This window comes from Vibrio sp. S/42/10 (genome assembly GCF_029890535.1).
Classification (GTDB): domain Bacteria; phylum Pseudomonadota; class Gammaproteobacteria; order Enterobacterales; family Vibrionaceae; genus Vibrio; species Vibrio cyclitrophicus.
Map to the genome: position 1 here is coordinate 49,633 of NZ_JAKMZC010000016.1, position 14,254 is coordinate 63,886.

12 protein-coding genes are annotated in these 14,254 nt (G+C 43.3%); 7 read left to right on the forward strand and 5 right to left on the reverse strand.

The window, feature by feature from the left end; translation table 11 throughout:
• Positions 1 to 3 precede the first annotated feature (3 nt).
• A complete protein-coding gene (locus L8S15_RS16750; protein WP_016800193.1) occupies positions 4 to 540 on the reverse strand; it encodes a GNAT family protein in 537 nt (178 codons plus the stop codon).
• Positions 541 to 763: 223 nt separating this feature from the next.
• On the opposite strand from L8S15_RS16750, the gene L8S15_RS16755 reads away from it, so the two are divergent.
• On the forward strand, positions 764 to 2,029 hold the full coding sequence (locus L8S15_RS16755; RefSeq protein WP_010428535.1) for an HD domain-containing phosphohydrolase: 1,266 nt from the start codon (positions 764 to 766) through the stop codon (positions 2,027 to 2,029).
• A gap of 147 nt (positions 2,030 to 2,176) precedes the next feature.
• Here the strand turns inward: L8S15_RS16755 and L8S15_RS16760 are convergent, their stop codons facing one another.
• The 4 genes from L8S15_RS16760 to L8S15_RS16775 form a co-directional block, all read right to left on the reverse strand.
• Positions 2,177 to 2,626 carry a PTS sugar transporter subunit IIA gene (locus L8S15_RS16760; RefSeq protein ID WP_010428538.1) on the reverse strand — a complete coding sequence of 150 codons (450 nt, stop codon included), beginning with the start codon at positions 2,624 to 2,626 and terminating at the stop codon, positions 2,177 to 2,179.
• Positions 2,623 to 3,879 (reverse strand): PTS ascorbate transporter subunit IIC, encoded by a 1,257-nt coding sequence (locus L8S15_RS16765; protein WP_010428541.1) that lies wholly within the window; start codon positions 3,877 to 3,879, stop codon positions 2,623 to 2,625. The genes L8S15_RS16760 and L8S15_RS16765 overlap by 4 nt, the downstream gene beginning before the upstream one ends.
• Positions 3,880 to 3,889: 10 nt before the next feature.
• Entirely contained in the window at positions 3,890 to 4,159 is a 270-nt protein-coding gene (locus tag L8S15_RS16770; protein ID WP_010428543.1) for a PTS sugar transporter subunit IIB, read from the reverse strand.
• A 285-nt stretch (positions 4,160 to 4,444) separates the two neighbouring features.
• Positions 4,445 to 4,921, reverse strand: a complete 477-nt coding sequence (locus L8S15_RS16775; protein ID WP_010428544.1) for a hypothetical protein — start codon at positions 4,919 to 4,921, stop codon at positions 4,445 to 4,447.
• Between the two features lie 419 nt (positions 4,922 to 5,340).
• Here L8S15_RS16775 and L8S15_RS16780 point away from each other — a divergent pair, with 419 nt between their 5' ends.
• The 6 genes from L8S15_RS16780 (at position 5,341) to L8S15_RS16805 (ending at position 14,141) form a co-directional block, all read left to right on the forward strand.
• Positions 5,341 to 5,961 carry a hypothetical protein gene (locus L8S15_RS16780; RefSeq protein ID WP_280574281.1) on the forward strand — a complete coding sequence of 207 codons (621 nt, stop codon included), beginning with the start codon at positions 5,341 to 5,343 and terminating at the stop codon, positions 5,959 to 5,961.
• A 443-nt stretch (positions 5,962 to 6,404) separates the two neighbouring features.
• Complete coding sequence (locus L8S15_RS16785) at positions 6,405 to 7,613, forward strand: NupC/NupG family nucleoside CNT transporter (RefSeq protein WP_010428547.1); 1,209 nt, start codon at positions 6,405 to 6,407, stop codon at positions 7,611 to 7,613.
• A 279-nt stretch (positions 7,614 to 7,892) separates the two neighbouring features.
• Positions 7,893 to 8,162: a hypothetical protein gene (locus tag L8S15_RS16790; RefSeq protein WP_016784175.1), complete on the forward strand. Its 270-nt coding sequence runs from the start codon at positions 7,893 to 7,895 to the stop codon at positions 8,160 to 8,162.
• A gap of 115 nt (positions 8,163 to 8,277) precedes the next feature.
• Positions 8,278 to 9,711 carry a TolC family protein gene (locus L8S15_RS16795; protein WP_102421085.1) on the forward strand — a complete coding sequence of 478 codons (1,434 nt, stop codon included), beginning with the start codon at positions 8,278 to 8,280 and terminating at the stop codon, positions 9,709 to 9,711.
• Entirely contained in the window at positions 9,708 to 10,961 is a 1,254-nt protein-coding gene (locus L8S15_RS16800) for an efflux RND transporter periplasmic adaptor subunit (protein ID WP_102421086.1), read from the forward strand. The genes L8S15_RS16795 and L8S15_RS16800 overlap by 4 nt, the downstream gene beginning before the upstream one ends.
• Before the next feature lie 3 nt (positions 10,962 to 10,964).
• Positions 10,965 to 14,141: an efflux RND transporter permease subunit gene (locus L8S15_RS16805; RefSeq protein ID WP_016789407.1), complete on the forward strand. Its 3,177-nt coding sequence runs from the start codon at positions 10,965 to 10,967 to the stop codon at positions 14,139 to 14,141.
• Positions 14,142 to 14,254: the final 113 nt, after the last annotated feature.

The window sequence follows — 14,254 nt, forward strand, 5'->3', positions numbered from 1 at the left end:
TGTTTATCGCTTTGAACGATGTAGGCCATAAATAGCATGGTCTATGATTCGGCCGTTCAAGTTCTCATTACGAGTGATGATACCTTCTAACGTGAATTGTAAGCGCTCACAAACTTTACGGCTGCTCATGTTCTCAGTCGCGGCTGATATTTCAATCTTTTCCATATCTAACTCTTCGAAAGCAATCTCAATCAGTTTTTGAACTACACGAGTGACAATACCTTTGCCTTGTTTAGTCTCTGATAACCAATAGCCAACCGTTACCTTCTTTGTACTGTTGTCAATTGTATTGAAGCTGCAGTTTCCGACGACGTTGCCTTTATAAATAATCGCACATGTCATGCTTTTACCTTCAGCATAATCGTGTAACGAACGTTGAATGAAGATTCTAAAGTCTTGCGCTGTTTTACAGTGTGGTGGCCACGCAAGCCATTGGCTTAGGTACTCGTTTTGGCTCTGTGAGATTTCCGCGTAATGAGAGGCGAAATTCTCTTCAACCAATGCGATGGATAGTTCGTTATCTATTATAGTCTTAAACATGTCTTTCCCTTTTTGGTTGTTTTGCTCAGTGAATATTTGCCAGCAGAATATAATGTCGGATGATTTTCAATATGCAACCAATTGTGGCACGAATTTTTCGTGATACGTTAGGTCAATCACGAAACTCATTAATCCTCACAATAATTGTGTATATAATCATTAACTATGCATTAGTATTAGCAACCTAAATATATAAAAACTATAAAAATTCTAGGCTTAATTAATGAATCTACATTGCCAAAATGTAACCGTAGACCTAAGGAAGGCTCTATTTGGTATAGCGAAGGCGCTTGATAACGTCGGTTTTGAAAGCAAAAACCATGGACAAAGAGTGGGCTATATCGCCTATCGGTGTGCTTTGAGTGTAGGGTGGGAAGAAGAGCAGGCGCAACTCGCGTTTTCTCTAGGCTTAATTCACGATTGCGGTGTGTCACAAATTGACGAACAACTCAGTTTGACCTCAGTGTTTATTCCAGACTCAAGCTACCACCATTGTCAAAAGGGCTATCAGATTCTAAAAGAGTGCCCCGTCCTTTCAATCTTCTCTAAACCTGTACTTTATCACCATACTCCTTGGATTGAGTTAAAGACAATGCCAATCAGCGAGCTGGAAAAAGAGTTGGCTGCAATTGTGATGCTAGCCGATAGAGTAGATTATCTTTACGGTGTCACTTCTTCAGATCGTTACGGAAACCTGACACCAGATGGCAAGGCGAGCATTATTGAACGTTTGACTGAACAAGCCGATGAGATGTTTGAAACTAACCTCGTTCAACACATGTGTGAGTTAGTTGATTTAGATGATTTCTGGTTTTCGATGGAGATCCCTTACATCGAAAATATGAGGGATAATTTTGAGCCAGTCCCCTTCTTTTCTCAACAAATGTCATTGGATGAGACGGTTGCCTTTGCTGAATTTATTGCTAATGTTGTGGATACCAAAAGTTCGTTTACTTTTAAGCACTCCTTGAAGGTTGGGCAACTTTCAGAATATTTAGCCAAACAGCTTGGTTACTCCTACACCACTCAACGCAAACTCTATTTAGCAGGGTTAGTTCACGACATTGGTAAATTGCAAACGCCAGGTGATATTCTCCATAAGCCTGACTTACTGACTGATGAAGAGTATTGCTGTATTAAGAGGCACGCCACGGACACTCGATTCGCGTTGCAGGAACTGTTTAGCTCACCTCAGGTTTGTCAGTGGGCATCGAATCATCATGAAAGGTTAGATGGATCAGGCTACCCTATGGGAAAAACCGCTGAAGAGTTGGACCAACCGAGTCGAATTGTTGCTGTGGTGGATGTTTTCCAAGCATTAACGCAATCTCGACCTTATCGTAAGGGAATGACACTACAAGAGGCTCTCGCTATCTTAAGAGCTTATGTTGATAGCTATAAGTTGGATCGAGAAGTGTTTGAGTGCCTTGAAAAACACGCACAATATTGCTTTGAATTATCGACTGATAAAAGAATGTATGCGTTTTGATGTTAGTGGATGCTGAAAGCAGTAAAGCATTTGTAAGTCATGTTCGAAGATAAATGACTAGACAATAAAAACAGAAAAGCGATGGCCGAGGCTATCGCTTTTTAATGGGGGCTGTTAGGAGATAAAGATTAAGATCTATAGAGCAAATTAGTATCGTTTTAAGATCTCGATGATCTCTTGCTCTGTTTCCGCTGCAATGATGGCATCAATGTCATCATCATTCTGGAACAACTCTGATAGCGCCATAATGGTATGGATATGGCTATCTGAATCCATTGCAGCCAGAGTAATTGAAAGGTAAACGTCACCGTTGTCTTCCGACTCTAAATCAACCCCTTTCTTGAACACGGTCACTTGCAGTGATGCCTCGTTCACACCATCTTCAGGGCGAGCATGAGGCATCGCAATCTTTGGTGCTAGCACATAGTACGCGCCAATGTCTTTATGCTTTTGTTTAATAGCATCAACATAGCCTGCCTCGATTTTGTTGTGTGCTAGCAGTCTTGAACAGGTCACATCAAGCGCAGCGTCAACGGTTAGGTTCTCGTCAGAGTTGATGATAACGCCTTGGTTACCAATTAAATCAAACAGGCTCATGAAACAATCCATCCTAGAATCAGACCAACAACGCCGAAGTCGAAGTCAGCAAATGTTGTTGCTTCAAGACCAAGGCCACCCAGTACTGGAAGTAGCAGCATCGGTAGGAAAGAGATACATAGACCTTGCGTGAATGAACCTAGAATTGCACCACGTAGACCGCCAGTAGCGTTACCGTAAACACCAGCTGCGCCACCAACGAAGAAGTGAGGAACCACGCCTGCTACAATGATGGTCCAGCCAAGCGCGCCTTGAACAGCCATTGCTAGTAGGCCAGCTGCGAAAGAACAAAGGAAACCGATAAGTACCGCGTTTGGCGCTACAGGGAATACCATAGGGCAATCAAGAGCAGGTTTTGCACCCGGTACTAGTTTGTCCGAAATACCTTTAAATGCAGGAACGATTTCAGCAATTAGCATCTTCACACCTTGCAGTACGATGTAAACACCACCCGCAAAGATGAGAGATTGCATGAAGGTGAAGACAACCCAGTTCTGACCACTTGATACCGTTTCTACAAACTCACCGCCAGCAATAATAGACGCAAGCATGAAGAATATAGCCATGGTTGTTGCAACAGCAACAGGCGTATCACGTAGGAACATCAGGCTTTTAGGAACTTGAATATCTTCCGTTGTTTTCGATGTGTCACCAAACTTGCTACCAATGAAACCAGACACGATGTAAGAAAGGGTAGAGAAGTGACCGATAGCCAGTTGATCAGTACCCATCACTTTCTCTGTGTACTTTTGGCCTAGTGCTGGCATCACAACCATCAGTGTGCCCACAATGAGCGAGCCGATTGCGACTAGAGCAGTGCCTTCAATGTTTGCTGTAGACAAAATTACGGCTACTAGCATAGACATGAACATTGTGTGGTGACCCGTTAAGAAAATATATTTTAAAGGAGTAATACGAGCCAATAAAATATTCACAACGAATGCGAAGAACATAATTAGAGCCATTTCATAACCGAATGCTTCTTGTGCTAATGCAACAATTGCTTCGTTATTTGGAATAACACCACTTACGCCGAAAGCTTCAGTAAATACAACCGAAAAATTATTTAGTGCGCCAACAAGAGCGCCAGCACCAAAACCTAAAATTAGGAAACCCATCACGGTTTTAATTGTGCCTTTTAAAATGGTAGAAATATCTGCTTTTTGTGCAACAAGGCCAATGAAAGCAATTAAACCTACCATGATTGCTGGCTCTTTTAATAAGCCAAGCATGAACTCGAAAAAGTTTTGCATAAATTTGACCTTACATGAAAGTTTTTAGTTGTTCTTCGATGGATGCTTTGTCAAAAATATTTTTAAGGCTGATGATATTCTCTTTTCCGCCTTCTTTTAACTGGTTTGCAACATCTGTTGCTGCTACCCAAATATCAGCATTACTTGAAGCCGCAGATGATAGATCTTCATGATCGACTTCTGCTTCAAAACCCATTTTTTTAGCGACTTCTTTTACTGCCATTTCCATCATAAGTGAAGTACCAAGGCCATTACCGCAAACTACAAGGATCTTTTTCATAATATTTGTCTCAATTGGATTTTAAGGGTTGAGAAGCTTCGTTCTCTTATTGTGTGAGAGCATAGTAATGGAAATATTACGAATTCAATAAGATCTACATCACAAAGTCAAAATGAGATTGTGATGGAGATCTCGTTAATTTTCGGCAAAGATACAGAGTGAGACTTTGATCAAATTTAACTTTTTTATTCGAATATGCAATGTATTTTATTCAAAGAGATTGGCTTATTTATTTGAGGCGTGCGGGTGTGAACATCGAGCGGCTTTATTGAGGAAAATAGACAATTAATCGTATCGACCGTAATCGGTAAGCATTTTCTTGAGCATGCTATTAACGTCTTTGGTCTTTTTGCTTCTTTTTGTTAATTGGCTAAGTGAGGTTGGTTTTGGATTTTCAATTTTTTCATTATCTATATCTTCAAGCTTGTCTTTCATTTTTTGTACTGCGGGTAAGAGCATGCGAATTTCTTCATTATTCGCATTGGTCAGCACAACAATATTTTCAGATTCGACTTGGGTGATAGTAAGAATACCGTGTTTTACAGATTCAACTTGTTCACCAACCATAATTGACTCAGGAGCTACTGAACGATCGGTAAGTTGACCTGTACGTAATTTCGCCGCACTAATAGCGCGAATATTTCCAGTATTTTCAAACGCAACAATAACAGTATGTGTATTGTAATATTCAACTACTGTCACATAGCCGTGTCTATTTGTTTTGAATCTAGCTCCATTGTTCATGTCGTGCGGAGCTTCCATTTTCTTCACGTGTGTCCTCTCTTCGTTTTGATGGCTGTTATATCTAATCAGCTCTAATTTTTATAGATAATGAATGGGTGAGTTAATACAAAGTATATACGCATCTAAACTTAAGATGAATCTTGAAGTGGCGGTAAATGAGGCACAACACAGAAAAGGGGTAATAATTACACAGAATTAACTGCACAATTACTCTGCTCACTACAAGGCATAAACATCTCGCGCTCATTTCATAAAGCTTGTTTACAAGTGACTGTTAGGTAGCTTTTTATTAGGTAATTGGTCAATAAATACAGGTAAATATGTGATGAAATCTGCATTGATAGTAGTTTTGTAAATTATTGATTTAATGAATGTTTACTGATTGCGTCTGTTTTTGTTAGAACATCCTATTCAAAACAATAAGATAGGTAAATATAATGAAAAAACTCGTCAGTTTACTGCTCGTTACAGTATCGCTTGGGCTTTCTGGCTGTGCAACTGTATTAACTGCGGAACAAAGTGCTCCGCAATTGAGTGTGGTCCCACAAGAAAAAGCGCTGACTATTGCTGTCATTGATAAACGTCCATACGTTCTAGACCAAGATAAAGAACCAAAGTTTGAGGGCATCATTCGCAGTTCATTTGGGATACCTTATTCATATAATACGGCGACTCAGCAACCAATGTCTCAGTTTTTGACTGATAGGCTCGTTGAAGGCTTAAAGAAGCAGCAAGTGACGGTGGACTCAGTCGAGACGACACCAAACGAAGACATCACAAAAGTCGTTGAGCAGATGAAAGCGTTCGACAATAAATCTATGATGTTCGTCTTGAATGAATGGAAGTATGATTTCCACGCGTTCACAGATAACTCTTGGTACAACGTTAATGTGATTATTTATGATGAAGCCGGTAAGAAGTTACTGAGTAAAAACTTCCAAGGTGAGAATGATGTTCCGGATGGCGGCGCGATTATCAATGAGATGCAGCTTATCTATAAACAGCGTTTTGAAGAAATCTTTCAAGATGTTGAAGTAAAAAGTGCTTTGCTAAACTAGTTGCTGGTATTTTCTTTTATATTCTAGAAAAGCCACGTCCTGTGGCTTTTTATTTTAACAATAGATCTAGTTAACTTATATCTGACTGCTCCGGTCGATCTCACCGATAAACACTCCGTTTTGCGCAATCCTTAACCGCGCGATCGTTTGCGTCAAAATATGTGATGAAAGTCTCATTTAACTGTCTATACTTCTCTTCCGGTTTTAAGCCGGTGCTTAGCCAATACAAGCCGTCACATGGATATGTGAATGACCCCACGGACCGGACCAGCTACGTTCCACTGCTTGTATAAGGTGATCTTTACATGAACAACTCGTTGTTACATTCGCTAACTTTGTTAGCTCCTTCATCGCGTAGCGTTTTGCTTGCGGTTCTTTGTCCTATTCCTTTGATGTCATTTATTTGGCTCATGTTCACTCTTTAAGGGCTACTAGGACACATTATGAATATTCTATTTGGTCTTGTCGGTGTGATTGCACTGATTGCTTGTGCGTGCTTGTTATCTGAAAGTCGTTCTGCGATTAACTGGAAAACGGTCTCTCGTGCACTATTACTTCAAATCGGTTTCGCAGCCCTAGTGTTGTATTTTCCATGGGGACAATTGGCACTAACGAGCATGAGCAACGGTGTTTCTAGCCTGCTTGGTTTTGCGGACGCTGGTATCGCTTTTCTTTTCGGTGATCTAGCCACTGATGGTTTTATTTTCGCAGTTCGCGTACTTCCAATTATCATCTTCTTCAGTGCTTTGATCTCCGCGCTTTACTACTTAGGCGTAATGCAAAAAGTGATTCAAATTCTTGGTGGTGCCGTGCAGAAACTGCTTGGTACCAGTAAAGCAGAATCTTTGGTCGCTACGGGCAACATCTTCCTTTCTCAGGGGGAGTCTCCTCTTCTTATTCGACCGTTTTTAAAATCTATGACTCGTTCTGAACTGTTTGCCGTCATGGCTGGTGGTATGGCATCGGTTGCGGGTAGCGTGCTAGGTGGTTATGCCGGATTAGGTGTTGAGCTTAAATACCTTATCGCAGCAAGCTTCATGGCGGCTCCTGGTAGCCTTTTAATGGCGAAGATCATTGTTCCTGAGCGCAGTACGCCAAGTGATTACGAGCACATTGAGCTAGATAAAGCAGACCAAAGCAATGTGATCGATGCACTGGCAAGTGGTGCAATGAACGGTATGAAAGTGGCAGTCGCTGTCGGTACTATGTTGATAGCCTTCGTGAGTGTGATTGCGATGGTAAACACAGGATTAGAAAGCTTGGGTGAAACGTTTGGTTTTGCGGGTATTACGCTGCAAGCTATCTTCGGTTACCTGTTCTCGCCTTTAGCATGGCTCATTGGTATCCCGAGTGATGAAGTTTTGATGGCGGGTTCATACATCGGTCAGAAGATTGTAATGAACGAGTTTGTTGCTTTCATCGATTTCGTTGAGAACAAAGCGCTGTTATCTGAACACAGCCAAGTCATCGTGACGTTTGCTCTATGTGGCTTTGCTAACATTGGCTCTATCGCAATTCAGCTGGGTTCAATCGGTGTAATGGCACCAGAGCGTCGTGCTGAAGTGGCAAACTTAGGCTTGAAAGCAGTAGCTGCTGGTACGCTTGCAAACCTAATGAGTGCGTGTTTAGCGGGTATCTTCATCCTGCTTTAAGCGAGATTCAGTTGAAGCGAATATCTTTCTTGCGGATTCAACGTGAGAAGGGTGTCCGCTTTTTTGTGCCTGCTCGTTAAGTTGATTCAGATTCAAACTAACACTTTCATAGCTCTGCAGTGTACAAGGTTCACTCGGAAGAGTAATAGAGCAAGTCTCTCTTATCCTATATACTTGAATATCATTAGGTTGCGATTAATATCATTCTGTTTCGATTAAGCACATCCGTTTTCGACGAAGAATAATGGCAACCAAGTCCAATAAATCAAAGGTCTCCCCATGAACATGCGCGTTCTCATTGGTCTTATCACTGCCTTTATCGGCTTGTTTGCGATGGTTTATCTTATTGCCGGTGGTACTCAGTTTCCTATTTCTCAGTGGCCGCAAGAGGCTTATCTCGGTTTAGTGTTTAGCGTTGTATGGGGCACTGGCGTAGCGGCATCGGTAGCGTACTTTTTCTCGGCATTGGTATTTGTCACAGTTGCCGTGGTTTGCTATGCGATCGGTTATAAGATCGGTGGGTTCTTTTCAAGCAAGCCGGAAGCTTAAACCATAAGTTCAAACAGACGACTCTTTGCACGTTCTTTTGGGGTTAACACTCGCCTTAACCCTCTCTTAACCCCCAACTCATTATCTTGTCTCCATTCTTACAGGAGACAAGAAGATGAAATTGAATCTTCCTTTAAAACATTCCCTTATTTCACTTGCTCTAATTGGTTTGATCGGTTGCACGACAACCAGTCAGACTGACTATGTTTCGCTAGCTGAGCAAAGCACCAATCAGACACAACAAAGCTTACTCGCAGAGCTGATTCAACTGGCTTCTAGTGATCAAGCGTCTACTCAACAAGATCTAGACGCTAAGAACCTACAACTCACCGATTTAGTGAACGCACCGGAGCTCGATCTCTATATCGAACGCGCTCTGAAGAACAGCCCAAGCCTCCAACAAAACATCACAGCACTCAAAATAGCCTATGCGCAGCAAGGTGTAACTTCAGGTGATCGCTTACCAACCGTCGATGCGAGCTTTTCTGGTCAAGCTGACGAGGGCACTAACGGTTCAAGCACCACTGAAACTTATACCACGGATGTCACCGTTGGTTGGGAGTTGGACCTATGGCAGAAATTAGCAGACACAAACAATGCAGCTTTAAAAGACATTGCGACGTCTCAGGCTAACCTTCAGGGCGCTCAAGATCTTTTGGTCGCGAGTGTGATGAGAGGTTGGCTTGATATCAGTTTGAAGCAACAGCTGGTCGATATTGAAACGCAGCGCTTGGTGATTCTAGAAAACAACGAAGAGCTAGTTTTAGAACGTTACCGCGCAGGGCTGGGTAGCCTTGAAGATTTAGATAACGCGAAAACGAGCAGCGCATCGACTCAGGCAACCTTGGCCGATTACCAAGAGTTACTTGCACAAAGTCGACGTGGGTTGGTTTTGTTAACGGGGCTGTGGAGTGGGGAGTCTGATGAAGCGTTTCTCACTGATCTCGGTTCATTTCCAACCATAATTAATCCATTAGATAACATGCCGACGCAAGATCTGGCAGGTCGTCCCGATCTGCAAGCGGCTTTCTTTAATATCGAAGCGGAAACTCTGCGTGCTGATGCCGCATATAAAGCAATGCTGCCGTCTATTAGCTTATCTGCAAGCCTAACCGATATGGCGGAGTCACCGAGTGAAGCGTTGCTTACTGGGCCTTTGTGGAGTGCGCTTGGCCAAGTGTCTGCACCGCTGTTTCAAGGTGGCCAGCTCAAAGCACAGGCTGAGATCGCAGACCTAACCACAGAAACCAGTTACTGGGCTTACCAAGAGACACTGCTCAATGCGGTGAATGAAGTGGAAAACGCAATGGGGCAAGAATCCTCACTGACACTTCAACAGCAGCACCTAGCAAACGCATTGGTAAGCGCACAACGTAGCTTTGCCAGTTATGAAGAGAAATACCGTCAAGGTTTGGTCGATATTTTTGATCTACTTTCTGTTCAGCAACAAACCTACGACCTTGAAGCACAGCTAGCACAAACCATTTATAACCGTCTCGTAAACCGAATTGATTTAGGCCTAGCTCTGGGCTTGGGAGTATCCTCATGAAACTAAATACCATCACTATTGCAATTACTCTAGTTGCTGGTTCAAGCATCTTTGCAGCCCTTGCTTACAATGGTTCTCAAGTGCAACCTTCGCCTCAGAATACGAATGAACTGACAGTTTCAGATCCTCAAACTGAGTCTGTTACCACTAAGTCTATTGGAAGTAAGTCTATTGCAGTAAAGATTTTACCTGTTTCACAACAGCAACAGGTGTCGGTTGTTGCTGCAACTTTAGGCGATTATTTAGCGGAAGTTGTGGGCTATGGAGAAGCGAAGTCACGTTATGAACTGATGTTCTCAACAGAGGTGAGTGGTCGAGTCGAGGCGATCAGTTCACAGTTTGAAACTGGACAAGTAATCGGCAAAGGTGAGGTGATCGCCAATATTGATTCGACTAGCTATCAGCAAGCTGTGACAGAAGCAAAAGCGAATGTTGCTCAAGCTCAACTGGATTTATTAGAAGAACAAAGGGAAGGTGAACAAGCCAAATCTGAATGGAAACGTTCTGGTTTATCTGGCGAGCCTGATTCACCTTTGGTATTGCGTGAACCGCAATTAGCACAAGTCACCGCAGCTCTAGAGAACGCCAAACTCGAGCTAGCTAAGGCTGAACAAGACCTCGAAAAAACAACTTTGGTTGCCCCTTTTGATTCGTTGGTCGTGAGCCGTGATGTTCAACCCGGAAGCTATGCACAAACGGGTACTCAGATCGCTACGCTCTATAGCATTGATGAGGTTGAGGTATCAGTGCCGCTTTCTGAAAGCCAATGGTTGAGCTTACCAAACAGCGATAATTCGCAACTGAAACAGCAACCATGGCCAGTGACTCTGTCAAGTTCTGATGGCCAGTTCCAATGGCAAGGTTATGTCGAGCGAGTTGAGCAGCATTTACAGCAAGACACACGTCAACGTTCTTTGATCGTGAAAGTCGATAATCCTTTGGAACAACAGAAAGATCTTTACCCGGGCACATTTGTAAAAGCAACGATCTCTGGTAAACGACTCACTCAATTGTGGCAGCTTCCCGCTTCCGCAATTTCTCAGCAGGGCGACTTGTGGTTTGTCGATGCAAATGGCCAGCTTTCGAAATCAAACGCGAATGTGGAGTTTGAAAAAGGTGGTTTGATTTATGTCGATCCAACTAAGTTGAATAACCCAAACGTATCAAATAGTGACAGTGTACAAGTGGTAAAACGTCCATTAAGTAGCTTCAAAGTAGGTATGATCGTTCTGGCTAAGGCGGAGGGTTAAATCATGTCGAACGATAACCAAGCACGCGCTAACCAGACGTCGAGCAAGCCACATGCGGGTGCGATTGCCTGGTTTGCCAATAATTCTGTGGCGGCGAATTTACTGTTAATGGGTGTGATCATTACTGGTCTGCTATCGCTTAACACGTTGCGTAAAGAAGCGTTCCCAAGTCTTGAGCCTGATGTCGTGTCGGTATCGGTCACCTATGACAGTGGCGACCCTATTCAAGCGGAAGAAGGCCTTGCGATTAAGATTGAAGACGCGCTAGAAACCGTGCCGGGCATTAAACGTATAACGTCAACTTCTGACGCGAACGGTAGCTATGTTTCTATTGAAAAAAACAGCACTTATGATCTTGATACTTTGTTGACTGACGTGAAGACTAAGGTTGATGCGATTAACAACCTGCCTGCCGACGCTGATAACCCAGTGATTGATAAAGCTCGAATGCAAGATCACGCCTTGTGGGTACAGATTTATGGTGATGCAGACAGAGCAACGCTGCAGAGTTTAGCTGAACAGTTGAAGTCAGACTTATTGAGCCAGTCTGCAATCAGTGATTTGGAAATCAAGGCTAAGGCTGACCCTATGATCTCGGTTGAGGTTGATGAAAACAAGCTTCAAGCTTATGGGTTAACACTGACCGACGTGTCAGAAGCAATCAATGCGGAATCTTCTGCAGCTATCTCGACCAGCCTTCGCAATGGTGAAAAAACCGTTCGTTTGAAGGTGTCTGAACAGGCGTATGAATTACAAGATTTTGATGCGATTCCTGTACTGACGACTACCGATGGCACTCAAATTACCTTGGGTGACATCGCCCATGTCGAAGACATGTTTGCTGATGATACTTTTATGCTTTCTCGTTATAACCAACAGAATGCGATGGCTATTGAGATTGTGATGGATGAATACGGAGACGTAGTCAGCATTGTTGAACAGGCTCAACAAGTGGTAGAGCGCTGGGAAAACAGCAACATGCTGCCTAGTGATGTTGAAATCGAAACTTGGTACGACAAAAGTACCATGATCAAAGATCGCTTGAGTCTATTGGTAAAGAATGCGTTAACGGGTATTGCTCTGGTATTCATCGTACTAGCGGTATTCTTAAACGTGCGTGTCGCTTTCTGGGTAGCTGCGGGCTTACCGTTTGTCTTTTTTGGCACCATGTTCTTCATGACAGATAGTTTCATGGGGTTAACCATTAATGAGATGACCACCTTTGGCTTTATTATGGCGCTCGGAATTGTGGTTGATGATGCCGTGGTGGTCGGAGAAAGTATTTACTCGACACGTAAAGAAGACGGGGACTCAATAGACAGTACTATTCGCGGTACGATGAAGGTGGCATCTCCAACCATATTTGGTGTTTTGACGACAGTCGTTGCTTTTCTCGCGCTTGCTAGCGTTGAAGGCAAAATGGGGCAGATTTATGCTCAATTTGGCACTGTCGTGACGATCTGTTTACTGCTGTCTTTGGTTGAGTCTAAGTTCATTCTGCCTTCGCACCTTGCACACATTAATACTAAGCGAAGTGAAAAGAAGGGGATGTGGGCTCGTGTTCAACATACTGCCGATACTGGGCTAGGTTGGTTTAACAAGCGCATCTATTGCCCTGTGATTGAATGGGCACTAAAGCTGCGTTATGCCGTGGTGATGGTTTTCTTGTCACTGCTTATCTTGGTGTCCGGGTTGCCTATGACGGGCGCGGTTCGTGTGGCGTTCTTCCCAGATATGCCAGGTGACACAGTGACAGCCGATATGTCGATGCAAAACGATGCCAGCTTTGGTCAAACACAGCAGAACTTGTTGGTGCTTGAAGCGGCAGCAAAACAAATCGATGAAACACTGAGATCTCAATACGGTGCTCAAGGTGAACCATCTGAATTGCTTAGCCTTCAGGTTATCGCCGATGCTGATGATTCGGGTCAGGTAAGAATTGAGCTCGACAGCGACAGTGTTTACACATCCAATGAATTTGCAGATTTGTGGGAAGAAACAGTTGGCCAAATGGAAGGCGTTAAGAAGCTGAAAGTCTTGTCTAAAATGGAGATGGTCGACAACTTTAAAGTTGAACTGAAAGCGTGGAATGAAGAATCAGTAACGGCTGCGGGCAATGAGTTCTTAGCCAAACTGCAAACCATCGACGGTGTGAGTGGCATTGACCACAACTTGGACCTTGGTGAACCTCAGTATCGCTTTGAATTAACACAACAAGGCCGAGCATTAGGGTTTGATACTGCAAGTCTTTCACAACAAGTGTTACAAGCGTTTGGTGGCGACATCGTTCAGCAGTTCCAACGTGGTAAAGATGAGGTGAAAGTTCGAGTTCGTTACCCAGAATCCGATCGTCAAACCATTGCTGATATTAAGCAGTCTAGTGTCAGAACCAACGATGGTACTGTGGTGCCTTTAAGTTCGGTTGCTGAAGTGCATTCAGATTACCAAGTTTCAGAGATTACACGTATTGATAGCCAGCGAGCGGTTTATATTAGTGCTGTATTGGATAAAGATGTAGTTGCACCTGCAGAATTGGTTCATCAGTTGCAAGATACTTTGGTACCCAATTTAGAAGCGCAATACCCGGGGCTAACGGTGGACTTTGCTGGCGAAACCGAAGAGCAAGAAGAGACGGCCAGTTCCATGATGAGTATGTTTGTGCTCGCGATGATCGCTATTTATACCTTACTTGCTATCCCGTTGCGTTCATACATACAGCCAATGATCATCATGACCGCGATTCCATTTGGTATTGTCGGTGCAATCTTAGGACACTGGTGGAATGACTTAACAATCAGTATCCTATCGTTAAATGGTATTTTAGCGTTAAGCGGTGTAGTGGTGAATGATAGCCTGCTATTGGTGTCTCGTTTTAACGAGTTAATCAAAGAAAAAGGCAAGTCAGTTCACGATGCGATTGTGGAAGCGTGTTCTAGTCGTCTAAGAGCGGTGTTACTTACATCTGTCACCACGTTCGCAGGTTTGACTCCACTATTAAGTGAAACGTCTTTACAGGCTCAGTTCCTTATTCCTGCGGCCGCTGCGCTAGGTTACGGTATTTTGTTTGCTACGTTCATTACGCTGATTTTGACGCCAGCGCTATTACTGATTCAATGCGAAATTAAATCGCTGATACTTAAAGCAACTCACCGAGTTAAAGGCGTCGAGCAAACGGCTTAATAAAGGCTAAGCTAATGATGATATCTAGGCTGATGGCTGCCGAGTTAGTCTCAGAAATATCGGTCTAGATTCGTTACAGATCAAAATATTAAATCGCCGCATAACAAGCCACA

Bases quoted from the DNA above. Each gene is read 5' to 3' on its own strand.
- L8S15_RS16750 (WP_016800193.1), bottom strand. From the start codon at position 540: ATGTTTAAGACTATAATAGATAACGAACTATCCATCGCATTGGTTGAA.
- L8S15_RS16755 (WP_010428535.1), top strand. From the start codon at position 764: ATGAATCTACATTGCCAAAATGTAACCGTAGACCTAAGGAAGGCTCTA.
- L8S15_RS16760 (WP_010428538.1), bottom strand. From the start codon at position 2,626: ATGAGCCTGTTTGATTTAATTGGTAACCAAGGCGTTATCATCAACTCT.
- L8S15_RS16765 (WP_010428541.1), bottom strand. From the start codon at position 3,879: ATGCAAAACTTTTTCGAGTTCATGCTTGGCTTATTAAAAGAGCCAGCA.
- L8S15_RS16770 (WP_010428543.1), bottom strand. From the start codon at position 4,159: ATGAAAAAGATCCTTGTAGTTTGCGGTAATGGCCTTGGTACTTCACTT.
- L8S15_RS16775 (WP_010428544.1), bottom strand. From the start codon at position 4,921: ATGGAAGCTCCGCACGACATGAACAATGGAGCTAGATTCAAAACAAAT.
- L8S15_RS16780 (WP_280574281.1), top strand. From the start codon at position 5,341: ATGAAAAAACTCGTCAGTTTACTGCTCGTTACAGTATCGCTTGGGCTT.
- L8S15_RS16785 (WP_010428547.1), top strand. From the start codon at position 6,405: ATGAATATTCTATTTGGTCTTGTCGGTGTGATTGCACTGATTGCTTGT.
- L8S15_RS16790 (WP_016784175.1), top strand. From the start codon at position 7,893: ATGAACATGCGCGTTCTCATTGGTCTTATCACTGCCTTTATCGGCTTG.
- L8S15_RS16795 (WP_102421085.1), top strand. From the start codon at position 8,278: ATGAAATTGAATCTTCCTTTAAAACATTCCCTTATTTCACTTGCTCTA.
- L8S15_RS16800 (WP_102421086.1), top strand. From the start codon at position 9,708: ATGAAACTAAATACCATCACTATTGCAATTACTCTAGTTGCTGGTTCA.
- L8S15_RS16805 (WP_016789407.1), top strand. From the start codon at position 10,965: ATGTCGAACGATAACCAAGCACGCGCTAACCAGACGTCGAGCAAGCCA.